Genomic DNA, 21,075 nt, shown 5'->3' with positions numbered 1-21,075 from the left:
CGGGGAGGGCCGCCATGTTCCGACGACTCGCCGCCGGCCTGTTCTCGGCCGCCGCGCTTCTGCCCGCCCTGCCGGCCGCGGCGCAGATCAGCGCGCTGACCCCGTCGGACCGGCTGAGCTACACCACCGCCTATGACGCGCTTCGGCGCGGCGATCTGGACGTCGCGCGCGATTCCGCGAGGGCCGCGGGCGACCGCATCCTGCTGGGGTCGATCGAGTTCGAGCGGCTGTTCCACGCCGACTACGTGGCGACGTTCGAGGAACTGAGCGCCTGGCTCGAGGACTATGCCGACCTGCCGGAGGCGCCGCGCGCCTATGCCCTGGCGATGCGGCGCCGCCCCGACGGCGCGCCCGAGCCGCGACGGCCGAGGGGGGTGGAATCGGAGGGGACGTCAGATGCCGGCAAGGCGGCGCGGATCGCCTTCAACGCCGAAGACCTGACCGGCGCCTATCAGACCGGTGTGGCGATCGGCGACTGGTGGACCGCCGGCCTGTCGGCCTGGCGGCTGGGCCGGTACGAGGAATCCTATCTGGCCTTCGAGCGGGTGGCGGAGAATCCGGTGGAGGACGCGTGGGTCCGGGCCGGCGCGGCCTTCTGGGCCTCGCGCGCGGCCGAGCGGGCGGGCCGGCCGCACATGGTGCAGCCCCTGCTGCGCCTGTCCGCGCGATGGCCGGCGACCTTCTACGGCCAGATCGCCCTGCGGCGGCTCGGCGTGGAGCCGATGATCGAGAATCTGGGCGGCACGCCGCAGCCCTACGCCGTCGAGCGGGTGTCGGCGCCGGAGTTCGAGGGTCTGCCGGAGGGGGTGACCGTCGAGGCCCTGCAGCGGTTCGTGGAGCGCGACCCGCAGGCGCGGCGCACCGTCGCCCTGGTGGAGGTCGGCCGCAACGGCGACGCTCGCGTCGAGTATGCCCGCGGCTGGCGCGACGCGCGAACGCCGGACGACGCGCTGATGTGGCGAGGCCTGGGTCGGGTGCTGGCCCCGCAGCTGACGCCCCGCAACAGCGAGGCGGAGCGGATCGACGCGGCCCGCTATCCGATCCCGGACGTCCTGCCCGAGGGCGGCTTCACCATCGAGCGGTCGTTGGTCTACGCCATCGCGCGCAAGGAGACGGGCTTCAATCCGCGCGCGGTTTCCAGCGCCGGCGCCTACGGCATGATGCAGGTCATGCCGGCGACCGCGGCCGAGATGACCGGAGATCGGGGCTTCGTCACCGATCCCCAGCGCCTGTGGGAGGCGCCGGTCAATCTGCGGCTGGGCCAGAACTACATCCTGCGCATGCTGGGCTTGACGGCCTTCGAGGGCGATCTGCTGCGCATTGTGCCCAGCTACAACGCCGGTCCGGGTCCGATGCTGGGCGCGATCCGCAAGCTGGGTCCCGACGCGGACCCGCTGCTGCTGATCGAGACGATCGACGTGCCGCAGGCGCGCGACTACGTCGAGAAGGTGGTTGCGGCATACTGGGTGTATCAGCGAATCCAGGGACGGCCGCTGAACACGCTTGACGCGCTGGCATCCGGCGCGGACGGCGTGCCGCTGACGCTGGACTTCGTGCCCGAACCCGTCGTGCCGGTCGCGCCCGTGGGCGACGGACAGCCGGCGCAGACGCCGCCGCCCGCGCAGCCGACGCTGAGGTTCTAGATCAGGCTGGTCAGCAGGATCGCCGACAGGCAGCAGGCGACCAGGATCGCCACGAACACGCTCATCCCGGCGGAAGCCGCTGGGGAAGCGCTGCGGGGATCGATCGGCTGGCGCACGGGCCGGGCTCCTGTCTGCGGACGCGACGAACTCGCGCCCTCAATGCGGCATGGTGGGGGCCGTTCCCTTAAAACGGCGTTCGGCGAAGCGGTTAACGCGGGGCCGTGGCCAGACGGACCCATTCGTGGAAGTCGGGCTGATCCAGCAGCGCCTCGCAGTAGGCGCGCGCCGAGCCGTCGTCGCCATGGGCCCACAGGTCGATCTGGTAATGGCGGATGCGGGCGGCGACGGGGGTGAAGAAGGCGTCCGCGATCGACCATTCGCCGAACAGGTACGGTCCGCCGGCGCCGAAGCGGGCACGCATCGTGCGGAAGATCTCGACCAGACGGCGGACGTCGGCGGCCACGGCCTCGCCCGTCGGCGGCGACGCGCGGTCGGGGCCGACCATGGTGTGGATGACGCCGGCGTCGTCCGGGCCCATCGCACAGTCGCTGCGCAGGGCGGTGAATCCTGAATGCATCTCGCAGGTCACCGACCGGGCCAGCCAGCGGGCATGGGGGTCGGCCGGCCACAGCTTCGCCTCGGGGAAGCGTTCGGCCGCCCAGACGCAGATGGACAGGGAGTCCCAGATGGTCTCGCCGTCGACCTTGAGCAGCGGCACCTTGCCGGAGGGGGACACCTCGGCCAGCCGTTCCTTCCAGTCGCCGCCGTAGAGCGGGATCTCGGTGACGGTGAAGTCGGCGCCGCAGCGCTTCAGCACCAGCCAGGGCCGCAGCGACCAGGTCGAGAACTCCAGGTTGCCGAGAATGAGTTCCATGGTGGCCGCCTCCGCTGACTTGTGGAGACGGCATAGCTTCGTCGGCGGCGCCCGGCCAGCCGCCCACGCCCGAGATTGCCGACGCGATCCACAAGCGGCGCTTGACTCGCGGGGCCCCGGCTCCGACACCCCGCGCCCATGATCAGCCGCTATTCCCGCCCCGAAGCCGTCGCCATCTGGTCGCAGGAGACCAAGTATTCGATCTGGTTCGAGATCGAGGCGCATGCGGCGACGAAGATGGCCGAGCTGGGCGTGATCCCCGCCGAGGCGGCCGAGGCGATCTGGGCCAAGGGCAAGGACGTCGTCTGGGACGCCGACCGCATCGACGAGATCGAGCGCACCACCAAGCACGACGTCATCGCCTTTCTGACGCACGTGTCGGAGACGGTGGGCGAGGAGGCGCGCTTCCTGCATCAGGGCATGACCTCGTCCGACGTGCTGGACACCTGCTTCGCGGTGCAGCTGGCGCGGTCGACCGACCTGCTGCTGGCCGGCGTCGACCGGGTGCTGAAGGCGCTGGAGACGCGGGCGAAGGAGCACAAGGACACGGTCACGGTCGGGCGCAGCCACGGCATCCACGCCGAGCCGGTGACCTTCGGCCTGAAGCTGGCCGGCTATCACGCCGAGTTCCAGCGGGCGCGGCGCCGTCTGGTCGCGGCGCGGGAAGAGATCGCCACCTGCGCCATCTCGGGCGCGGTGGGCACCTTCGCCAACGTCGATCCGGCGGTGGAGGAGTACGTCGCGCAGAAGATGGGCCTGCAGGTCGAGCCGGTGTCGACGCAGGTGATTCCGCGCGACCGGCACGCCGCCTGGTTCGCGGCCTTGGGCGTCGTGGCCAGCTCCATCGAGCGGCTGGCGACGGAAATCCGGCACCTGCAGCGCACCGAGGTGCTGGAGGCCGAGGAGTTCTTCGACAAGGGTCAGAAGGGCAGCTCGGCCATGCCGCACAAGCGCAACCCGATCCTGACCGAAAACCTGACCGGTCTGGCGCGGCTGGTGCGCTCGTCCGTGGTGCCGGCGATGGAGAACGTCGCCCTGTGGCACGAGCGGGACATCAGCCATTCCTCGGTTGAGCGCGGCATCGGCCCGGACGCGAGCATCCATCTGGACTTCGCCCTGCACCGCCTGGCGGGCGTGATCGAGCGGCTGAACGTCTATCCGGAGACCATGCGGAAGAACCTGGACCGTCTGGGCGGACTGGTGTTCTCGCAGCGGGTGATGCTGGCGCTGACGCAGGCCGGGGTGAGCCGGGAGGACGCCTATGCCGCGGTTCAGGAGAACGCCATGAAAGTCTGGCGTGGTGAGGGAGTCTTCCTGGACTTCCTCAAGGCCGATCCGCGCGTGACCCTGCCGCACGGCGAACTGGAGGCGCTGTTCGACCTCGGCTATCACACCAAGCACGTGGACACGGTGTTCCGGCGGGTGTTCGGAGACGCCTGAAGCCGGCTGCGGTCACATGTCGCGCCGCGCATCCTTTCCGCGGCTCAGCAGTATCTCCGGGCACGCCGCGATCAACGCGGCCGCTCAGGAGATTTCAACATGACCATGCGTTTCGCTGGCCTCGCCGCCGTGTCCGCCGCCGCCCTGCTGGCGGCCGCCTGCTCGCCGTCCACCGAAGAGACCGCCCCGGCCGAACCGGCCGCCCCGATGGAGACGCCGGCCGCCACCGAGGCGCCCGCCGCCACCGGCAACGTGGTGCAGGTCGCACAGGGCAACGGCGACTTTTCGACGCTCGTGTCCGCCGTGACGGCCGCGGGCCTCGGCGAGACCCTGTCGGGCCCGGGTCCGTATACCGTTTTCGCACCGACGAACGCGGCGTTCGAAAAGGTGCCGGCCGCCACCCGCGACGCCCTGATGGCTCCGGCCGGCAAGGCCGACCTGACGAAGATCCTGACGTATCACGTGGTCCCGGGCCGGGTGGACGCCGCGGCGCTGACGCAGCAGATCCAGCAGGGCGGCGGCTCCGCGACGCTGACGACCGTCCAGGGCGGCACGCTGACCGCCCGCGCCGGCGCCGACGGCTCGGTCACCCTGACCGACGCCAAGGGGAACACGGCGCGCGTCGTGACCACCGACGTGGCGGCGACCAACGGCGTCATCCACGCCATCGACACCGTGGTCATGCCGAACTGACGACGCCGTCCGGGGCCGCCCCTTCGGGTGGTCCCGGCCAGGCGCGAACGCTCCCTCGCGCCAAAGGAAAAGGCCGCGGTCATGCCGACCGCGGCCTTTTTCCGTCTCGCCCCTTTGCAGGGGTCAGGCCCCGGCGCGGATCTCGTCGCGGGAGATGGAGGCCAGCTCGTCCATCTTGGAACGGATCTCGCCCTCGGAGACGCTGAGCCCGGCCCCGCGGAAGTCCTGATCCAGCTTGCGGAAGACGTCCTCGTCGCCCGGCTGTTCGAAGTCGGCCCGCACGACGGCGCGGGCGTAGTCCTCGGCGCTCTCGGTGGACAGGCCCATCTTCTCCGCGGCCCACAGACCCAGCAGCTTGTTGCGCCGGGCCATGGCCTTGAACTCCTGCTCCTGATCGAGGGCGAACTTGGTCTCGAAGCCCTTTTCCCGATCGTCGAAGGTGGTCATCGCTTACGCACAGCTCCCATGGCGCGACCATGCCGCGCGGTGAGGCGTCTATAGCCCCTCTCTGTTCCAACGCAACCGAAGTCGGCGGGTCCCCCGCAAAGCGTGGAATTGTGTCGCAGGGACGCTTCGTTTAAGGGGTCGCTCGACCTATCCTTCCCCCGACGTCCGAATCCGCCCGCGTCCCGTCAGCCCTTTCGCAGACGGCGCGCGATCCGCGTTTCCGGGCCGACCTGTCCGATCGGGACCGACATGAACGTGAAACGCAAGAAGCTCTACGAGGGCAAGGCCAAGATCCTGTACGAGGGTCCTGAGCCGGGCACCCTGATCCAGTACTTCAAGGACGACGCGACCGCCTTCAACGCCCAGAAGAAGGCGACGCTGGAAGGCAAGGGCGTCATCAACAACCAGATCAGCGAGTTCATCATGAGCAAGCTGAACGGGATGGGCGTCACCAACCACTTCATCAAGCGGCTGAACCTGCGCGAGCAGCTGATCCGCGAGTGCGAGATCATTCCGCTGGAGGTGGTGTGCCGCAACGTGGTGGCCGGGTCGATGAGCCAGCGCCTGGGCATCGAGGAGGGCACGCCCCTGCCCCGCTCCATCATCGAGTTCTACTACAAGAAGGACGAGCTCAACGACCCGATGGTCACCGAAGAGCACATCACGGCCTTCAATTGGGCGAACACCCAGGAGCTGGACGACATCCTGGCCATGACGGTGCGGGTGAACGACTATCTGTCGGGCCTGTTCGCGGGCGTCGGCATCACCCTGGTGGACTTCAAGATCGAGTTCGGCCGCATCTGGGAGAACGACTACGCCCGCATCATCCTGGCCGACGAGATCAGCCCGGACAGCTGCCGTCTGTGGGACACCGCGACCGGCAACAAGCTGGACAAGGACCGCTTCCGCCGCGACCTGGGCGACGTGATCGAGAGCTACACCGAGGTGGCGCGCCGGCTGGGGATCATGAAGGGCATGCCCACGGTGATTCAGGGAGGGCTGCATTGATGGCCAGGGTTCGTGTCCACGTCTTCCTGAAGCCGGGCGTGCTGGACGTGCAGGGCAAGGCCGTCGAAGGCGCCCTGAACGGCCTGGGCTGGACCGGCGTCTCCAACGCCCGCGTCGGCAAGCTGATCGAGTTCGACATGGCCGAGCCTGACGAGGCCGAGATCAGGCGCATGTGCGAGACCCTGCTGGCCAACACGGTGATCGAAAGCTACCGCATCGAGATCGGCTGAGGCACGTTCAACCCGGACACGCAGAACCGGGAGCGCGTCATGACCTTCACCCTGACCTCCAACGACCTCACCGACGGCGGCGGGTTGCCCGACGCGCAGGTGCAGGCGAAGGGAAACACCAGCCCGCATCTGGCCTGGTCCGGCGCGCCCGAGGGGACGAAGTCGTTCGCGATCACCTGCTTCGATCCCGACGCGCCGACGGGCAGCGGCTTCTGGCACTGGACGGTGGCGAACATCCCGGCCGAGGTCAGCGAGATTCCGACCGGCGGCCCCGTGCCGCAGGGCGCGGTCGAGGGACGCACCGACTATGGCGAGCCCGGCTTCGGCGGCGCCGCCCCGCCCCCCGGACACGGGCCGCACCGGTACGTCTTCACGGTGTTCGCCGTGGATGTGGGCGAACTGCCGGTCACACCGGAGGACTCCGGGGCCAAGTACGGCTTCAACCTGCATTTCCACACCCTGGCCAAGGCGTCGATCACCGCGACCTATGAGAACGACGGTTAAAGGTCGGCTACCCTCTCAGGCCTGGCGAACGGCGTTGTCCTGACCATCACGACCGGCTAGCGTCGTGGCCTCATTCGGGGGGATGACGCACATGAGCGACGCAGCGAAGCCGTTCGCGGCCAGGCACCCGGCGGACCGGGCCTTCTTTCTGGCATTCGCCGCCGTGGCGATCGTGGCCGTCGCCGGCGGCTTCCTTCCGAGACTGTCGACGATCTTTTCGGGAGAACGGGCCTGGCCGCCCTTTCCCGTGCACGTGCACGCCGTGCTGTTCTACGGCTGGATCGTCCTGCTGACGACGCAGGTCTTCCTCGTCCGCAGGGGAAACCTGGCGATGCACAGGCGGCTCGGCTGGGCCGGTCTGGCCCTGGCCGTGGCGATGGTCGGCGTCGGCGCGTGGATGGCCGTGACAATGGCCGGCTGGCATCTGGAGCGGGGCAGCGACCGCGGACTGGGTTTCCTGCCCGTCCCCCTGATGGATCTGGTGATCTTCAGCGTGCTCATCGGCTGGGCCGCCTTCAGCCGTCGGGACGCGTCGACGCACAAGCGCCTGATGCTGCTGGGAACCACCCAGCTGCTGGGCGCCGGCTTCGGACGGATGGACCTGTACGCCATGCCGCCCACGCCCTGGGCGCCGCAGGTGCAGATGTTCGTCAATCTCTACGGCGCGCTCTGGGTCATCATGGCGCTGGCGATCGCGTTCGACGTGGCAACCCGGGGGCGGCCGCATCGGGTCTGGCTGATCGCCGTGCCTTTCACCGTGGCGGCGCAATTCGTGGCGGCCAGCTTGCTGGTCTGGCCCGGGTGGAAGCCGTTCGCGGCCGGAATGCTGGGGATCGGCTGACCGACTGACATCGGGGGCGAACCCTGCTAAAGGCCCGCGCCATGAGCGCCGCCGTCATCGTCTTCCCCGGGTCCAACTGCGATCGCGACTGCAAGGTGGCCGTCGAGCGGTCCACCGGCGAGAAGGTGGAGATGGTCTGGCACGGCGAGACCGCGCTGCCTTCGGGCCTCGACCTGATCGTCCTGCCGGGCGGCTTCTCCTACGGCGACTATCTGCGCTGCGGGGCCATGGCGGCGCAGTCCCCCATCATGGAGGCCGTGAAGAAGGCGGCCGACGACGGGGTGGCCGTGGTCGGCATCTGCAACGGCTTCCAGATCCTGTGCGAGGCCGGGATGCTGCCGGGCGCCCTGCTGCGCAACGCCGGGCTGAAGTACGTCTGCAAGCCGATCACGCTGCAGGTGTCGAACGGCCAGACGCGCTTCACCAGCGGCTATCGGGGCCGCCGGGAGGTGGTGATGACGCAGGGCAACGGCGACGGCAACTATTTCGCCGACGCGGAGACCCTGGCCCGGCTGGAGGGCGAGGGACAGGTCGTGTTTCGCTACGTCGACAATCCGAACGGCTCGGTCGCCGACATCGCCGGCATCCAGAACGCGCGCGGCAACGTGCTGGGGATGATGCCGCACCCGGACCGGGCCTTCGAGGCCGAACTGGGATCGGCCGACGGGGCCGTGCTGTTCCAGAGCGTGCTGAACGCCGCCTGACGCGAAGACGGGCGACCCGAAGGCCGCCCGTTTCCTGAAGCCGGCGGTGCGGGCGTCAGACGCCGCCGCCGTTTTCCTCTTCCTCGTCGTCACCCTGAACGGCGACGTTCTCGTCGAGGATCTCGTCCTGATCGTCGTCCTCGTCTTCGTCCTCGACGGAGTCGAAGTCGTCGTCGCCCGCGTCCTGCTGGGCGTTCAGTTCGCGGGCGCCCATGCCGAGGCCCTGCTCACGGCCGCGATTGGCCTCGACCGTCTCGTCGAGGCCCGACGTCTGGTCGTCGTCGTACTGGCTGTTCAGGGTCGCGTCGTCGGCCTGGCCGGCGATCATGGCGTCGCCCGGCTGCGGGGTCCGGCTCTGCGGTTCTTGCTGCGGTTCGGCCATCGGGGAGGTTCCTGTGCTGGAGGCCGGCGGGGTCCGGCCCTCTGCGGCTGAACCGCGGCGGATCGTCCCCGTTCCAGCGTCGCCGCAAACAAATCTGAACCCGCGTGCGGCGCCGCGCGTATCTGGTCCGACCCCGAAAAGCGGAGCCGTTCATGTCCTCGATCGTCCGACCCACCGCCGCCCAGAAGACGCGTCGCCTGATCGTGCTGGCGACGACCTTGTTCGCCATCGCCGTGAACTACGGGATCAACGCCTTCGGCTGGGGCCAGAGTCCGGCGGAATTCTCGGCGGATTCGGACGAGACGCTGCGGGTGGCGAGCTACGCCTTTTCCATCTGGGGCGCGATCTTTCTGGGCCTGCTGATCTACGCGGTCCGGCAGGTGCTGCCGCAGACGGGCGAAAGCGATCTGATCCGGCGCATGGGCTGGCCTTCCGTGCTGGCGCTGCTGGGCGTCGGCTGGTGGACGGTGGCGGCGGCGTGGGACGCCGAGGCCGCGACCGTGGTCATCATCTTCGCGACCCTGGCCGTGCTGCTGGTCCCGCTGCTGAGGAATGCGGCGGGCATCCGGACGCTGGACCGGTTCGCGCGCGACCGTCTGACCGTGGTCTGGCCGCTGGCGGCGCTGGCCGGCTGGCTGACGGTGGCGGCGCCGGTGAACCTGCTGACGGTCCTCACCGGCAACGGCGACCTGCCGGCCTCGCCGTCGCCGACGGTCTGGGCGCTGATCGCCGTGGGCGCGGTCACGCTGGCGGCGCTGGCCGTGACGGAGCGCCTTCGCACGCTGGCGTACGGTCTGCCGATCGCCTGGGGTCTGGTCGGGGCCTTCGTGGCGGAGCAGGAGCGAAACCCGACGCTGGCGTTTTCGGCCCTGGGCGCGGCGGCGGTCGTGCTGGTCGGCGCGGTGATCCTTACGTTCGGGCTGAAGCGCGGCGTCGAGCGCGCGCACGGCTGACAGGAAAGCCGACGCGGGCTAGAAGGCCCGCCCATGAGCGCCTCCCCGCAGAAGACCATGGCCGAGCTGGCCGCCGAGTACGGCCTGGCTCCGAACGAATACCAGATCGTGCTGGACCGACTGGGGCGCGAGCCCAACCAGGTCGAGCTGGGCGTGTTCTCGGTCATGTGGTCGGAGCACTGCAGCTACAAGTCGTCGAAGATCCATCTGGGCAAGTTCCCGACCACCGGCGAGCGCGTGATCTGCGGGCCGGGCGAGAATGCGGGCGTGATCGACATCGACGACGGCGACGCCTGCATCTTCAAGATGGAGAGCCACAACCACCCCAGCTTCATCGAACCCTATGAGGGCGCGGCGACGGGGGTGGGCGGCATCATGCGCGACGTCTTCACCATGGGCGCGCGGCCGGTGGCCCTGCTGAACGCGCTGCGGTTCGGCGACCCCAGCCACGAGAAGACCCGGCGTCTGGTGTCGGGCGTGGTGTCGGGCATCGGCGGTTACGGCAACTGCGTCGGGGTGCCGACGGTGGCGGGCGAGACCAATTTCCACGCCGGCTACAACGGCAACATCCTGGTCAACGCCATGTGCGTGGGCCTGGCGAAGTCGGACGCCATCTTCTATTCGGCCGCGCCGGCGGCGGGGCATTCGGTCGTCTACTTCGGTTCCAAGACCGGCCGTGACGGCATCCACGGCGCGACGATGGCGAGCGCGGAGTTCGACGAGGATTCGGACGAGAAGCGCCCGACGGTCCAGGTGGGCGACCCCTTCGCCGAGAAGCTGCTGATCGAGGCGACGCTGGAGCTGATGGCGTCGGGAGCGGTCGCCGCCATTCAGGACATGGGCGCGGCGGGCCTGACCTCGTCCTCCGTCGAGATGGCGGGCAAGGGCGGGGTCGGCATCGAGTTGAACATGGACGCCGTCCCCCAGCGCGAAGAGGGCATGACGGCCTATGAGATGATGCTGTCCGAGAGCCAGGAGCGGATGCTGGCGGTGCTGAAACCGGGCCGCGAGGCCGACGGCGAGCGCATCTTCCGCAAGTGGGGGCTGGACGCCGCGGTCATCGGCGTGACCACCGACACCGGCCGGCTGGTGCTCAGGCACCACGGCGAGGTGGTCTGCGACGTGCCGTTGGCCCCGCTGTTCGACGACGCGCCCATGTACGACCGGCCCTGGGTCCAGCCGGAGCTGCAGCCGCGCCTGTCCCCGCAGGACGTGCCGGCGCCCGACAGCTGGCCGGACGCCGTGCTGAACGTGGTCTGCTGTCCCGACATGGCGTCCAAGCGCTGGATCTGGGAGCAGTACGACCGTCACGTCATGGCCGACACGCTGCAGGACTCGGCGACGGGCGCCGACGCGGGCGTCGTGCGCGTGCACGGCACCGACAAGGGGCTGGCCATGACCTCGGACGTGACCCCGCGCTACGTCCAGAACGACCCCTACGAGGGCGGCAAGCAGGCCGTGGCCGAGGCGTGGCGCAACCTGACCGCGGTCGGAAGCCGGCCCGTCGCCATCACCGACAACCTGAACTTCGGCAACCCGCAGCGGCCCGAGATCATGGGCCAGATCGTGCGCGCCATCGACGGCATGGCCGAGGCCTGCCGTGCGCTGGATTTCCCGGTCGTGAGCGGCAACGTCAGCCTGTACAACGAGACCAACGGGGCGGCCATTCCGCCCACGCCGACCGTCGGCGCGGTCGGCCTGCTGCCCAACTACGACGTGGTCGTGGGCTTCGGCGGAATGGTCGAGGGCGACGTGCTGGTGCTGATCGGCGAGACGCACGGCGAGCTGGGGGCGTCGATCTATCTGCGCGAGGTGCTGGGCCGCGAGGACGGCGCGCCGCCGCCCGTGGATCTGGCGCTGGAGCGCCGGACCGGCGACTTCGTGCGCGGCCTGATCGAGGCGGGCGAGCTGACCTGCGTCCATGACCTGTCGGACGGCGGCCTGATCGGCGCGGCGGCGGACATGGCTCTGGCCAGCGACTGCGGCGTGGAGCTGGACGCCACCAGCGCGGCGCATGCGCACGTGCTGCTCTTCGCCGAGGATCAGGCCCGGTATCTGACCGCCGTGGCGGACCCGGTCGAGCTGATCGCCCGAGCGCAGCAGGCGGGACTGCACGCCTCGGTCGTCGGCCGCGCCAAGGGGACCGACTTCGCCTCGGCCGGCGAGAAGGGCGAGCTGTTCCGCATCCCGCTGGCGCATCTGCGCGAGATGCACGAGAGCTGGCTGCCGACCTGGATCGAGGGCCGGGCATGATGCGCGCGCTCACCCTCATCGCCGCCCTGACGCTGACCGGCTGCGAGACGATGGAGCCGCCGGCCGTCCGGGACGGATGCGACGTGAAGGTCGACTTCGGCAGCTACGCCATGGGCGTGGACGGTGAGTTGAAGTCGCGGATCCTGGCCTTCGTCGAGGGCAGCGACGACGTCGTGGACGCCGCGGAGACGTCGTGGGGACGCGAGGGCGAGAGCACCCTGTGCGTGCTGGCCGCCGGAGCGTCCGCGACGGACCGGGTCTATGGCCGCATCGCCGGCCTGATCCCCGTGCGAAGTGAGCGGGCGCCGACCACCGTGACGCACCGCGACGGCCGCACGAAGTCGTCGTCCCTGCCGCCGAGGAGCTGATGCCATGACGCGCCTGCTGATCGCCCTGCCCTTCCTGCTGCTGGCCGCCTGCGAGGGCGGCGGCGACCCCGTCGAACAGGCCATGCGCGACGCCTCGGCCGAGCGGCATGCCGCGACGATGAAGGATGGCGAGGTCTCCACGGCCCACCCGGCCGGACACGGGACGGCCGCGGCCGGGGCGGGCGACGCGGCCTTCGCGGCGTCGGAAGCCTCGATGCATGAGAAGATGGCGGCCGCCTCCGGCGCCACCGTCGACGAGGCCTACGTCGCCAAGATGATCGCCCACCACGAGGGCGCGGTGGAGATGGCCGAGGTGGCGCTGGCGAACTCCAGGGACCCCGAAATCCGTCGCATGGCGCAGGCCGTGATCGACGCCCAGACGCGCGAGATCGCCGAGATGCGGGCATGGAGGCCGGCGGCGAACTGACGCGGCGCCTTACGCCCGACCGGCGACGGGGCTAGGTTCGCGCCATGGCCGACGGTTCCGCCGCCTTCCGCCCCTGGACGCCGCGGCGACGGACGAAGCCGCTGGGACTTCTGCCGTTCCTGTGGGTCAGCTGGCGCGATCCGCTGGGCATGTGGTCCGAGCGGCATTTCCGCGAGCCGCAGCTGCACGGCGATTCCGCTCTGGGCGAGATTCTGGTGGTCAGCCATCCGGAGGGCGTGCGCCACGTCCTGTCGGCCAATGCCGCCAACTATGAAAAGGGCGCGCTGCAGCGCCGGGTGCTGGGGCCGATGCTGGCCGACGGCCTGCTGCTGACCGAGGGCGAGGCCTGGCGGCGCGTGAGGCGCATCCTGGCGCCGCTGTTCACCCCCGCGCGGACGGCCACCATGACCGGGCGCATGGCCGACCGCTCGCGTCGACGCGTCGACGGATGGCGACTGGACCTCGGCCCCCGGGTGCTGAACCTCGACACGGAGATGTCGGGCCTGACCTTCGACATCCTGTCGGCCACCCTGTTCTCCGACCAGCTGGACGGGGACGCCGGCGGCTTCGAGAAGGCGCTGGACAGCTATCTTTCGTTGGCGGCGCGGATCGATCCGCTGGACGTTCTGGCCGCGCCGGACTGGATCCCGCGGCTGGGTCGCGTCACGGGAGCGGGCGCGGGGCGGTTCTTCGAGCGCCGGGTGTCGGCTCTGGTCGCGCGCAGGCGGGCGCAGATCGGGGCCGGCGAACCGGTCGCCGACGACCTGCTGACGGCGCTTCTGAACGCCCGCGACGAGGAGGGCGGCGAGGGGCTGTCGGATCACGAGGTGGCGTCCAACGTCCTGACCTTCATCCTGGCCGGGCACGAGACGACCGCGAGGACGCTGGGCTGGACGCTGCATCTGGTCAGCCGCACGCCCGACGTGGCCGCGCGCCTGAGCGCCGAAGCCGACGCCTTCGACGCCGGGGTGGACGACTGGGCCGAGCGCCTGCCGTGGACGCGGGCGGTGATCGAGGAGGCGATGCGGCTGTTTCCGCCGGCGCCGACCCTTGCACGCCGCGCCCTGGGCCCGGACGAGGTCGGCGGGCAGAAGATCAAGGCGGGCGCGACGGTGCTGATCTCGCCCTGGGTGCTGCACCGGCACGAGAGCCTTTGGGACGCGCCGGACGCGTTTCGCCCTGAGCGGTTCCTGCCCGAGAACCGGAAATCGATCGACCGGTGGAGCTGGATTCCCTTCAGCGCCGGCCCGCGCGTGTGCATCGGCGCGACCTTCGCCATGAACGAAGCCATGGTCGCGCTGGCGACGATCCTGAAGTCCGCGGACGTCGAACCGATCGAGTCCTCCGAGCCCCGCCCCGTGCACCAGATCACGCTGCGCAGCGCGCGGCCGATCCGCCTGCGGCTGCGGGCCCGGGCCTAGACAGAACCGTCACGATCGGCCGGTATCGGGGAGCGGAATCGGAGACCCGTCCCATGCGCCTGCCCGTCCCTTCGCGTCGTTCGTTGATCCTGGCTCTGGGCGGCGGCGTGGCCGCCACGGGGCCGGCGCGGGGCGCGCTGGCCGACCCGGTGTGGGCCGAGTATCCGTTCCAGCTGGGGATCGCGGCCGGAGATCCGACGTCGGACGGCTTCGTGATCTGGACGCGACTGGCGCCGCGCCCGCTGGAGATCGGCCACGGCATGCCCTCGGCGCCCGTGCCGGTGAAGTGGGAGGTGGCGTCCGACCGCGGCTTCGGCACGATCGTCCGCTCCGGCGAGGCGGTGGCCCGCCCCGAACTGGGCCACGCCGTCCACGTCGAAGTGGAAGGTCTGCAGCCGGGCCGCGAGTATTTCTATCGGTTCGCGTCGGGCCGGGAGCGCACCCCCTACGGCCGCGCCGTGACCGCACCGGCGGCGGGCGCAACGGTGGACCGGGCCCGCTTCGGCGTACTGGGCTGTCAGGCGTATGAGCAGGGCTTCTACACCGCGCACCGAAAGGCCGCGGCCGAGGAGCTGGATTTCATCTACTGCTACGGCGACTACATCTACGAGGGGCGGGGCAATCGCACCTACACCGGCTCGGGCGGGACCATCGAGAACCCCCGCATGCACGCGGGCGGCGAGGTCTACAGCCTGGACGACTACCGTCGTCGCTATGCCCAGTACAAGCTCGACTCCGACCTGCAGTCGTCGCACGCCTCGACGGCGTGGTACTGCACGTGGGACGATCACGAGATCGACAACAACTGGGTCGACGCCCTGGACCAGGACGGGACGGACCCGGCCGTCTTCATGCTGCGGCGGCAGGCCGCGGCGCAGGCCTTTTACGAGCACATGCCCCTGCGGCGCTCCAGCTTCCCGAAGGGCTCGGCGCTGCAGCTGTATCGCAAGGCGTCGTGGGGCGGGCTGATGGACCTGCACCTGCTGGACACGCGCCAGTACCGCTCGGACCAGCCCTGCGACGACGCGTGGGCCACCACCTGCGCCGGCGTGGACGCCGCCGAGGCCCAGGTCCTGGGCGAGGCGCAGGAGCAGTGGCTGTATCGGGGTCTGGACCAGTCGCGCGCGCAGTGGAATGTGCTGGCGCAGCAGATCATGGTGATGGATCTGGACCGCAAGGAAGGGCCGGAGCCGGGCTACAACCTCGACACCTGGGCCGGGTATCGCATTCCGCGCAACCGGCTGCTGAAGCGGATCCAGGACCGGCGCATGAAGAACGTCGTGGTCCTGACCGGCGACGAGCACCAGAACTACGCTGGGGAGCTGTTCCTGAACGGCGCCGAGCCGACGGGCGCGCCGATCGCCAGCGAGTTCGTGACGACGTCCATCAGTTCGTCCGGCGACGGACAGGACCAGCGCGCGGACGGCCGGCGCTATCTGGCCGACAACCCGTTCCTGAAGTTCAACAACGCCCAGCGGGGCTACGTCGTCTGCGACGTGACGCCGGACGCGTGGAAGACCGAGTTCAAGGTGCTGGACAAGGTGTCCGAAAAGGGCGGCACGCTGTCGACGCGGGCGACGATGGTCGTTCAGTCGGGCGACGCGCGGGTGACGGCGGGCTAGAGGGCCGGCACCGCCTGCCGCAGCCGCCCCCCGACGCGGATCGGCTCGACCCGCGTCGCCAGCCCCGTGCGATCGTCGGTCTCGACGTAGACGCCGCAGATGGTGGCCGGTCCGGAAGCCGGGCTGTAGCGGCCACCGGAGATGCGGGTGGTGAAGCGCCGCAGGGGCTCTTCCTTCTCGTTGCCGATGACGCTGTCGTAGTCGCAGCAGCCGCCGGCGTCGGTCTGGTAGGCCGTGCCGCCGGGCAGGATCTGGCAGTCGGCGGTGGGCACATGGGTGTGGGTGCCGACGACCAGGCTGGCGCGGCCGTCGCAGAAGTGGCCCATGGCCATCTTCTCGGACGTCGCCTCGCAGTGCATGTCGACGATGACGGCGTCGGCCGCCATGCCGAGCGGACAGGCGGCCAGTTCCTTCTCCACCGCGCTGAAGGGGTCGTCCATCGGGTCCATGTGGACGCGGCCCAGCACGTTCATGACGAGGACGGTCCGACCGGAGTGCGTCTCGAACAGGTTGGCTCCGGCGCCGGGCGCGTCCATCAGGCGCGGATAGTTCAACGGGCGGATCAGGCGCGGCTCGCGCACGATGTAGGTCAGGGCCTCGCGCTGATCCCAGCTGTGGTTGCCCAGCGTCAGGCAGTCGGCGCCTGCCATGAACAGCTCGTTGGCCGTGTGCTCGGTGATGCCGAAGCCGCCGGCCGCGTTCTCCGCATTCACCACGACGAAGTCGAGCTTCAGATCGCGTTTCAGCGCCGGCAGGTGATCGGTGATCCCGTCCCTGCCCGATTTGCCGACCACGTCGCCGAAGAAAGCCAGTCTCATTCGAAGGGCCTATAGCCCATCTCGGTCAGGACGCCATGCAGGCGCACGTCGTGCGCCTCGACCTCCAGCCCCGCGACCTCCTGCCCGGCATAGGCCAGGCCCACGCGGGTCGCGCCGGGCACCGCGGCGAAGGTGCGGTCGTAGTGGCCCCCGCCCTGTCCAAGCCGCCAGCCGCGCGCGTCGAAGGCCAGCAAGGGCGTGACGATCAGGTCGGGCTCGACGCTCTCGGCCAGAGGCAGCGGGGCGGGCACGCCGACCAGATCGGGCTCCAGCGGCTCGCCCGGCGCCCAGCGGCGAAAGATCATCGGGCCATCGCCCTCGATCACGACCGGCAGGCAAAGCTCGCGCCCCGCGGCGGCGAGGGCGGCCGCGAGCGGCGCGGCGTCCAGCTCGGTTCCGATGGCGCGGTAGACGGCGACGACGGTCGCGGGAGGCAGATCACCGACGTGGTCGACCGCGCGGAAGGCCGCCGTCGCGTCCAGACCGGCCAGCCGCTTGCGCTCGGCGCGCATGGCGGCGCGCAGTTCGCGCTTGTCGGTCGGATGCGGGTTCACGGGTGAGCCATACGCCCTGCCGGACGATGGTGGTAGAACTGGGCGCGTGGTTTTCGTCGCCCGTCGCATACGACGGGCTCCACCCTCAAGCAGCGAGCGCCCGCGGCGCGAGCGACAGGGCATCAAAAAGGAGAGGGTGGCGGGGGCCGCGAGGGCCGTGAAGGACGGTTCAATCCCCTCGACCTGGCGAACCAGGTGGGCGCCGTAGTGCCCAGGCCCACGAGCCCGGACAGGGACAGCTCCCTTAGAGACGATTAAGGTCGCTGGGATGTGTTGCCTTCGACGAGAGCCGCAGCCGACCCGCCGGGGTTCAAGGTAGGCGCGGGGCGTGGCAGTCTCAAGGCGTCACGTTCACTTCCGACAAAGGATCCATCGACATGAGCCTGCTCAACGCCCTCATGAGCAATGCCGACGCCGTGGACGCGGCCGCCACCCAAGCCGAGATGGCGCAGTTTCTGGTCGAGGGTGAGCGGGTTGAGCACGCCTATAAATTGATCCGCGACATGATCGTCTTCACCAACGAACGCCTGATCCTCGTGGACAAGCAGGGCATCACCGGAAAGAAGATCGAGCTGCATTCGATCCCCTACTCGAAGATCAGCCACTTCAGCGTCGAGACGGCGGGAACGCTGGACATGGACTCCGAGCTGAAGGTGGCCCTGTCCGGTGGCACGGTCTTCGCCAAGACATTCGGGCGCGGCGTCGACATCAACGACGTTCAGCGGGTGCTGGCGACCCACGTGCTGAAGGTCAGCTGACCTCAGATCGTCTGCGCCAGTTTCTCGAGACGGGCCGCGACTGCGTTCAACGCTTCCGCGACGCCGTCGTTGGCCGGGGCGGGAGCGTCGGCGGGCGGCGGGGCCGCCGTTCCGACCGCAAGCCGCGCCTCGTGCAGCTCGTCGGCCAGAAGAAGCGCGGCCATCAGGAACAGGCGGATGTCGCCGACGTGACCGACCTCGGACGCCACGTTGCGCACGTGGTCGTCGAACTGGCGGGCCAGCATGCGGACGCGCTCTTCCTGACCGTCGGCGCATCCGACGGCGTAGGGGCGGCCGTTGACCTCGACGGTGACGGTGGCCATCAGCCGGCCTCCGCTTCGTCTTCGCCGAGGGCCTGACGGATGGCCTGGGCGGCGATGGCGAGGGCCTCGGACGCCTCGCGGCCGGCGGCTTCCAGTTCGGCGGTGCGCGCGGGATCGACCCGCGGCGCGAACAGGTCGTCGTCGGACACGGGGCGGGCGCTGGCGGGGCGGGCTTTCAGGTCCAGGACCCTGCGCTCGAGCAGGGACAGGGCGCGATCGACCCGGTCCCGGGCGGCGGCGGCGGCGTCGGCCATGTGCCCTCCTTTCAGAATCCGTATAGAACCCGCCACGCCCGCGCGGTAAAGCGCCGCCGCCTCCCTTTTTTCCGCCCTCCGACGAAAGGTCCTCCCCGTGACCGGTCCCGAACCCGCACCCAAGGCGACCCCGAAGCAGATGGCCGACGCGATCCGCGTCCTGGCCATGGACGGGGTCGAGAAGGCGAAGTCGGGTCACCCGGGCATGCCCATGGGCATGGCCGACGTCGCCACGGTGCTGTTCAGCCGCTTTCTGAAGTTCGACGCGAGCCGCCCGGACTGGGCCGATCGCGACCGCTTCATCCTGTCGGCCGGCCACGGCTCGATGCTGATCTACGCCCTGCTGCACCTGACGGGCTACAAGGCCGCGACCAAGGAGGAGCTTTCGAACTTCCGCCAGTGGGGATCGAAGACGGCGGGGCACCCGGAGTTCGGCCACATGCCGGGCGTGGAGACCACGACCGGCCCGCTGGGTCAGGGTCTGGCCAACGCCGTCGGCTTCGCCTTGGCCGAGCGGCATCTGGCGGCGAGGTACGGCGCGGATCTGGTCGACCACCGCACCTGGGTGATCGCCGGCGACGGCTGCCTGATGGAGGGCATCAGCCAGGAGGCGATCACGCTGGCGGGTCGCTATCGCCTGAACAAGCTGACCGTGCTGTGGGACGACAACGAGATCACCATCGACGGCAAGGTCGGCCTGTCGGACGCCACCGACCAGAAGGGCCGGTTCAAGTCGGCCGGCTGGGCCGTGAAGGCCGTCGACGGTCACGACATGCACGCCATCCGCGCGGCGATGAAGTGGGCGGTTAAGCAGGACAGGCCGACCCTGATCGCCTGCCGCACGAAGATCGGCCGCGGCGCGGCGACGATGGAAGGCAGCCACAAGACGCACGGCGCGGCGCTGGGCGCGGCCGAGATCGCCGCCACCCGGCTGGGTCTGGCGTGGACGCATGACCCGTTCGAACTGCCAGACGACGTGGCGGCGGCCTGGAAGAAGGTCGGCCGTCGTGGGGCCAAGGCGCGCAAGGCGTGGGAGGCGAAGTTGGCCGCCCACCCGCAGGGCGCGGACTTCACCCGCGCCATGAGCGGCGACCTGCCCGCCGACGCCTTCGAGGCCCTGGACGCCGGCATCGCCGAACTGGTCGAGACGAAGCCGGCGCAGGCCACGCGCGCGTCGTCGGGTGCGGCGCTGGGCAAGCTGTTCGCCGCCGTGCCCGAGATGATCGGCGGCTCGGCGGACCTGACGGGGTCGAACAACACCTTCGTGGCCGGCACGCCGATCCTGGACGCGCCGACCTATGAGGGGCGCTACGTCAACTGGGGCATCCGCGAGCACGGCATGGCCGCGGCGATGAACGGCATGGCGCTGCACGGCGGGGTGATCCCGTACGGCGGCACCTTCATGGTGTTCTCGGACTACAGCCGCCCGTCGATCCGACTGGCCGCCCTGATGGGGATCCGGGTGATCCACGTGCTGACGCATGACAGCATCGGCGTGGGCGAGGACGGGCCGACGCATCAGCCGGTCGAGCACCTCGCCGCGCTGCGCGCCATCCCCAACCTGCTGGTCTTCCGCCCGGCCGACACGGTCGAGGCGTTCGAATGCTGGCGCGTGGCGCTGGAGACGAAGACCGCGCCGTCGGCCATGGCGCTGTCGCGTCAGAAGACCGACGCCGTGCGCGTGACGCCCGCGTCCGGAAACCTGTCGGCCCGGGGGGCGTATGAGCTGCGCGCCGCGAACGGCGAGGCGAAGGCGACGCTCTTCGCCACGGGCACCGAGGTGCCGGTGGCGCTGAAGGCGGCGGAAACGCTGGAAGCGGACGGCACGCCGACACGCGTGGTCTCGGTCCCCTGCTTCGGCCTGTTCGAGCAGCAGGACGCCGCCTATCAGGCGTCGGTGATCGGGCGCGGCACGGTGCGCGTGGCGGTCGAGGCCGGCATCAAGCAGGGCTGGGAACGCTTCATCGGCGAGGACGGCGGCTTCGTCGGCATGAGCCGCTTCGGCGCCAGCGCGCCGGCCGAGGTGCTGTACGAGAAGTTCGGCATCACGTCCGAGGCGGTCGTCGCGGCGGTGAAGGCGCGGCTGTGACGTGACTGGCCCGGCCGTCATGCTGCGGCCGGGACGGCCGGATGACGCGGCGGTCCTTCGGGATCTGACGTGGCGACTGACGATCGCGCACCCGGCCTACGGCGATCAGGCCCGCGCGAGGCCGCAGGCCGTCGAGGCTCCGACGCAGGCGCTGTCAGACGGCGGGGTGATCGTGGCCGAGGTCGAGGGGCGCGCCGTCGGCTACGTCACCGTCGTTCAGGGCGAAGAGGATGCGGCGGAGGTGGACGGTCTGTTCGTCGACGCCGACTTCCAGCGAGGGGGGATCGGCCGCAGACTGCTGGAGGCGGCCGCAGACACGGCGCGGCGACGCGGCGCGTCCGGCCTTCGGGTCGTCAGCGCGCCCGACGCCGTGGCGGTCTATGAGGCGTTCGGCTTCGGCGACCCGGAAGCGACGCAAACCCTTTTCGGCCCCGCCGTCATCCTGCGGATGGCGTTGCCGCCCCAATGA

24 protein-coding genes and 1 other RNA gene are annotated in these 21,075 nt (G+C 70.1%); 17 read left to right on the top strand and 8 right to left on the bottom strand.

What is annotated here, in order from left to right:
• The first annotated feature begins 14 nt into the window (after window positions 1-14).
• Window positions 15-1,643 (top strand): lytic transglycosylase domain-containing protein, encoded by a 1,629-nt coding sequence (locus VGR32_RS08225; protein WP_327449737.1) that lies wholly within the window; start codon window positions 15-17, stop codon window positions 1,641-1,643.
• A gap of 208 nt (window positions 1,644-1,851) precedes the next feature.
• On the opposite strand, the gene VGR32_RS08220 is transcribed toward VGR32_RS08225, so the two are convergent.
• On the bottom strand, window positions 1,852-2,517 hold the full coding sequence (locus VGR32_RS08220; RefSeq protein ID WP_327449736.1) for a glutathione S-transferase: 666 nt from the start codon (window positions 2,515-2,517) through the stop codon (window positions 1,852-1,854).
• Window positions 2,518-2,655: 138 nt separating this feature from the next.
• Between VGR32_RS08220 and purB the strand changes: the two genes are divergently transcribed.
• Entirely contained in the window at window positions 2,656-3,957 is a 1,302-nt protein-coding gene (gene purB / locus VGR32_RS08215) for an adenylosuccinate lyase (RefSeq protein ID WP_327449735.1), read from the top strand.
• A gap of 99 nt (window positions 3,958-4,056) precedes the next feature.
• A complete protein-coding gene (locus VGR32_RS08210; RefSeq protein WP_327449734.1) occupies window positions 4,057-4,650 on the top strand; it encodes a fasciclin domain-containing protein in 594 nt (197 codons plus the stop codon).
• Window positions 4,651-4,773: 123 nt separating this feature from the next.
• Here VGR32_RS08210 and VGR32_RS08205 read toward each other — a convergent pair whose 3' ends face one another.
• Window positions 4,774-5,097, bottom strand: a complete 324-nt coding sequence (locus tag VGR32_RS08205) for a DUF1476 domain-containing protein (RefSeq protein ID WP_327449733.1) — start codon at window positions 5,095-5,097, stop codon at window positions 4,774-4,776.
• 249 nt (window positions 5,098-5,346) lie between these two features.
• Between VGR32_RS08205 and purC the strand changes: the two genes are divergently transcribed.
• From purC to purQ, 5 genes are all read left to right on the top strand, one after another.
• A complete protein-coding gene (purC, locus tag VGR32_RS08200; RefSeq protein WP_327449732.1) occupies window positions 5,347-6,105 on the top strand; it encodes a phosphoribosylaminoimidazolesuccinocarboxamide synthase in 759 nt (252 codons plus the stop codon).
• Window positions 6,105-6,335 carry a phosphoribosylformylglycinamidine synthase subunit PurS gene (gene purS, locus VGR32_RS08195; protein ID WP_327449731.1) on the top strand — a complete coding sequence of 77 codons (231 nt, stop codon included), beginning with the start codon at window positions 6,105-6,107 and terminating at the stop codon, window positions 6,333-6,335. Before purC ends, purS begins: the two co-directional genes overlap by 1 nt.
• Before the next feature lie 39 nt (window positions 6,336-6,374).
• On the top strand, window positions 6,375-6,839 hold the full coding sequence (locus VGR32_RS08190) for a YbhB/YbcL family Raf kinase inhibitor-like protein (protein WP_327449730.1): 465 nt from the start codon (window positions 6,375-6,377) through the stop codon (window positions 6,837-6,839).
• A 91-nt stretch (window positions 6,840-6,930) separates the two neighbouring features.
• Window positions 6,931-7,680 (top strand): hypothetical protein, encoded by a 750-nt coding sequence (locus VGR32_RS08185; RefSeq protein ID WP_327449729.1) that lies wholly within the window; start codon window positions 6,931-6,933, stop codon window positions 7,678-7,680.
• Between the two features lie 41 nt (window positions 7,681-7,721).
• Window positions 7,722-8,384 carry a phosphoribosylformylglycinamidine synthase subunit PurQ gene (gene purQ / locus VGR32_RS08180; protein ID WP_327449728.1) on the top strand — a complete coding sequence of 221 codons (663 nt, stop codon included), beginning with the start codon at window positions 7,722-7,724 and terminating at the stop codon, window positions 8,382-8,384.
• 55 nt (window positions 8,385-8,439) lie between these two features.
• On the opposite strand, the gene VGR32_RS08175 is transcribed toward purQ, so the two are convergent.
• Complete coding sequence (locus VGR32_RS08175; RefSeq protein ID WP_327449727.1) at window positions 8,440-8,766, bottom strand: hypothetical protein; 327 nt, start codon at window positions 8,764-8,766, stop codon at window positions 8,440-8,442.
• Window positions 8,767-8,918: 152 nt separating this feature from the next.
• Here VGR32_RS08175 and VGR32_RS08170 point away from each other — a divergent pair, with 152 nt between their 5' ends.
• The 6 genes from VGR32_RS08170 to VGR32_RS08145 are packed head-to-tail and all read left to right on the top strand — an operon-like array spanning window position 8,919 to window position 15,810.
• Window positions 8,919-9,719, top strand: a complete 801-nt coding sequence (locus tag VGR32_RS08170; protein ID WP_327449726.1) for a hypothetical protein — start codon at window positions 8,919-8,921, stop codon at window positions 9,717-9,719.
• A gap of 33 nt (window positions 9,720-9,752) precedes the next feature.
• A complete protein-coding gene (purL, locus tag VGR32_RS08165; protein WP_327449725.1) occupies window positions 9,753-11,972 on the top strand; it encodes a phosphoribosylformylglycinamidine synthase subunit PurL in 2,220 nt (739 codons plus the stop codon).
• A complete protein-coding gene (locus VGR32_RS08160) occupies window positions 11,969-12,340 on the top strand; it encodes a hypothetical protein (RefSeq protein ID WP_327449724.1) in 372 nt (123 codons plus the stop codon). Before purL ends, VGR32_RS08160 begins: the two co-directional genes overlap by 4 nt.
• Before the next feature lie 4 nt (window positions 12,341-12,344).
• Entirely contained in the window at window positions 12,345-12,767 is a 423-nt protein-coding gene (locus tag VGR32_RS08155) for a DUF305 domain-containing protein (RefSeq protein WP_327449723.1), read from the top strand.
• Window positions 12,768-12,811: 44 nt separating this feature from the next.
• Window positions 12,812-14,188: a cytochrome P450 gene (locus VGR32_RS08150; protein ID WP_327449722.1), complete on the top strand. Its 1,377-nt coding sequence runs from the start codon at window positions 12,812-12,814 to the stop codon at window positions 14,186-14,188.
• A gap of 53 nt (window positions 14,189-14,241) precedes the next feature.
• Window positions 14,242-15,810 (top strand): alkaline phosphatase D family protein, encoded by a 1,569-nt coding sequence (locus tag VGR32_RS08145; protein WP_327449721.1) that lies wholly within the window; start codon window positions 14,242-14,244, stop codon window positions 15,808-15,810.
• Here the strand turns inward: VGR32_RS08145 and VGR32_RS08140 are convergent.
• The 3 genes from VGR32_RS08140 to ssrS all read right to left on the bottom strand — a co-directional run bounded on the left by VGR32_RS08140 (window position 15,807) and on the right by ssrS (window position 17,483).
• Window positions 15,807-16,628 (bottom strand): TIGR00282 family metallophosphoesterase, encoded by an 822-nt coding sequence (locus tag VGR32_RS08140; protein WP_327449720.1) that lies wholly within the window; start codon window positions 16,626-16,628, stop codon window positions 15,807-15,809. The two genes, VGR32_RS08145 and VGR32_RS08140, sit on opposite strands and share 4 nt — an antisense overlap.
• Entirely contained in the window at window positions 16,625-17,182 is a 558-nt protein-coding gene (locus VGR32_RS08135) for a 5-formyltetrahydrofolate cyclo-ligase (protein ID WP_327449719.1), read from the bottom strand. Before VGR32_RS08135 ends, VGR32_RS08140 begins: the two co-directional genes overlap by 4 nt.
• 139 nt (window positions 17,183-17,321) lie before the next feature.
• Window positions 17,322-17,483, bottom strand: a non-coding RNA gene (gene ssrS, locus VGR32_RS08130) — 6S RNA.
• Window positions 17,484-17,559: 76 nt separating this feature from the next.
• On the opposite strand from ssrS, the gene VGR32_RS08125 reads away from it, so the two are divergent.
• Window positions 17,560-17,940 carry a PH domain-containing protein gene (locus tag VGR32_RS08125; RefSeq protein WP_327449718.1) on the top strand — a complete coding sequence of 127 codons (381 nt, stop codon included), beginning with the start codon at window positions 17,560-17,562 and terminating at the stop codon, window positions 17,938-17,940.
• Between the two features lie 2 nt (window positions 17,941-17,942).
• Here VGR32_RS08125 and VGR32_RS08120 read toward each other — a convergent pair whose 3' ends face one another.
• Both VGR32_RS08120 and VGR32_RS08115 read right to left on the bottom strand, forming a co-directional pair.
• A complete protein-coding gene (locus VGR32_RS08120; protein ID WP_327449717.1) occupies window positions 17,943-18,263 on the bottom strand; it encodes a cell division protein ZapA in 321 nt (106 codons plus the stop codon).
• Window positions 18,263-18,517, bottom strand: a complete 255-nt coding sequence (locus VGR32_RS08115) for a hypothetical protein (protein ID WP_327449716.1) — start codon at window positions 18,515-18,517, stop codon at window positions 18,263-18,265. Before VGR32_RS08115 ends, VGR32_RS08120 begins: the two co-directional genes overlap by 1 nt.
• Before the next feature lie 139 nt (window positions 18,518-18,656).
• On the opposite strand from VGR32_RS08115, the gene tkt reads away from it, so the two are divergent.
• Together tkt and VGR32_RS08105 are read left to right on the top strand one after the other, a co-directional pair.
• On the top strand, window positions 18,657-20,606 hold the full coding sequence (tkt, locus tag VGR32_RS08110) for a transketolase (RefSeq protein WP_327449757.1): 1,950 nt from the start codon (window positions 18,657-18,659) through the stop codon (window positions 20,604-20,606).
• Window position 20,607: 1 nt separating this feature from the next.
• Window positions 20,608-21,075, top strand: coding sequence for a GNAT family N-acetyltransferase (locus VGR32_RS08105; protein WP_327449715.1), 468 nt, complete (start codon window positions 20,608-20,610; stop codon window positions 21,073-21,075).

Source organism: Brevundimonas sp. (assembly GCF_035935935.1).
Classification (GTDB): domain Bacteria; phylum Pseudomonadota; class Alphaproteobacteria; order Caulobacterales; family Caulobacteraceae; genus Brevundimonas.
The sequence above is the reverse complement of the archived record's forward strand: the minus strand, read 5'-3'. Positions and strand labels throughout refer to the sequence as shown.

Excerpts from the sequence above, each read along its gene's own strand:
- VGR32_RS08225 (WP_327449737.1), top strand. The coding sequence starts at position 15 with ATGTTCCGACGACTCGCCGCCGGCCTGTTCTCGGCCGCCGCGCTTCTG.
- VGR32_RS08220 (WP_327449736.1), bottom strand. The coding sequence starts at position 2,517 with ATGGAACTCATTCTCGGCAACCTGGAGTTCTCGACCTGGTCGCTGCGG.
- purB (WP_327449735.1), top strand. The coding sequence starts at position 2,656 with ATGATCAGCCGCTATTCCCGCCCCGAAGCCGTCGCCATCTGGTCGCAG.
- VGR32_RS08210 (WP_327449734.1), top strand. The coding sequence starts at position 4,057 with ATGACCATGCGTTTCGCTGGCCTCGCCGCCGTGTCCGCCGCCGCCCTG.
- VGR32_RS08205 (WP_327449733.1), bottom strand. The coding sequence starts at position 5,097 with ATGACCACCTTCGACGATCGGGAAAAGGGCTTCGAGACCAAGTTCGCC.
- purC (WP_327449732.1), top strand. The coding sequence starts at position 5,347 with ATGAACGTGAAACGCAAGAAGCTCTACGAGGGCAAGGCCAAGATCCTG.
- purS (WP_327449731.1), top strand. The coding sequence starts at position 6,105 with ATGGCCAGGGTTCGTGTCCACGTCTTCCTGAAGCCGGGCGTGCTGGAC.
- VGR32_RS08190 (WP_327449730.1), top strand. The coding sequence starts at position 6,375 with ATGACCTTCACCCTGACCTCCAACGACCTCACCGACGGCGGCGGGTTG.
- VGR32_RS08185 (WP_327449729.1), top strand. The coding sequence starts at position 6,931 with ATGAGCGACGCAGCGAAGCCGTTCGCGGCCAGGCACCCGGCGGACCGG.
- purQ (WP_327449728.1), top strand. The coding sequence starts at position 7,722 with ATGAGCGCCGCCGTCATCGTCTTCCCCGGGTCCAACTGCGATCGCGAC.
- VGR32_RS08175 (WP_327449727.1), bottom strand. The coding sequence starts at position 8,766 with ATGGCCGAACCGCAGCAAGAACCGCAGAGCCGGACCCCGCAGCCGGGC.
- VGR32_RS08170 (WP_327449726.1), top strand. The coding sequence starts at position 8,919 with ATGTCCTCGATCGTCCGACCCACCGCCGCCCAGAAGACGCGTCGCCTG.
- purL (WP_327449725.1), top strand. The coding sequence starts at position 9,753 with ATGAGCGCCTCCCCGCAGAAGACCATGGCCGAGCTGGCCGCCGAGTAC.
- VGR32_RS08160 (WP_327449724.1), top strand. The coding sequence starts at position 11,969 with ATGATGCGCGCGCTCACCCTCATCGCCGCCCTGACGCTGACCGGCTGC.
- VGR32_RS08155 (WP_327449723.1), top strand. The coding sequence starts at position 12,345 with ATGACGCGCCTGCTGATCGCCCTGCCCTTCCTGCTGCTGGCCGCCTGC.
- VGR32_RS08150 (WP_327449722.1), top strand. The coding sequence starts at position 12,812 with ATGGCCGACGGTTCCGCCGCCTTCCGCCCCTGGACGCCGCGGCGACGG.
- VGR32_RS08145 (WP_327449721.1), top strand. The coding sequence starts at position 14,242 with ATGCGCCTGCCCGTCCCTTCGCGTCGTTCGTTGATCCTGGCTCTGGGC.
- VGR32_RS08140 (WP_327449720.1), bottom strand. The coding sequence starts at position 16,628 with ATGAGACTGGCTTTCTTCGGCGACGTGGTCGGCAAATCGGGCAGGGAC.
- VGR32_RS08125 (WP_327449718.1), top strand. The coding sequence starts at position 17,560 with ATGAGCCTGCTCAACGCCCTCATGAGCAATGCCGACGCCGTGGACGCG.
- VGR32_RS08120 (WP_327449717.1), bottom strand. The coding sequence starts at position 18,263 with ATGGCCACCGTCACCGTCGAGGTCAACGGCCGCCCCTACGCCGTCGGA.
- VGR32_RS08115 (WP_327449716.1), bottom strand. The coding sequence starts at position 18,517 with ATGGCCGACGCCGCCGCCGCCGCCCGGGACCGGGTCGATCGCGCCCTG.
- tkt (WP_327449757.1), top strand. The coding sequence starts at position 18,657 with ATGGCCGACGCGATCCGCGTCCTGGCCATGGACGGGGTCGAGAAGGCG.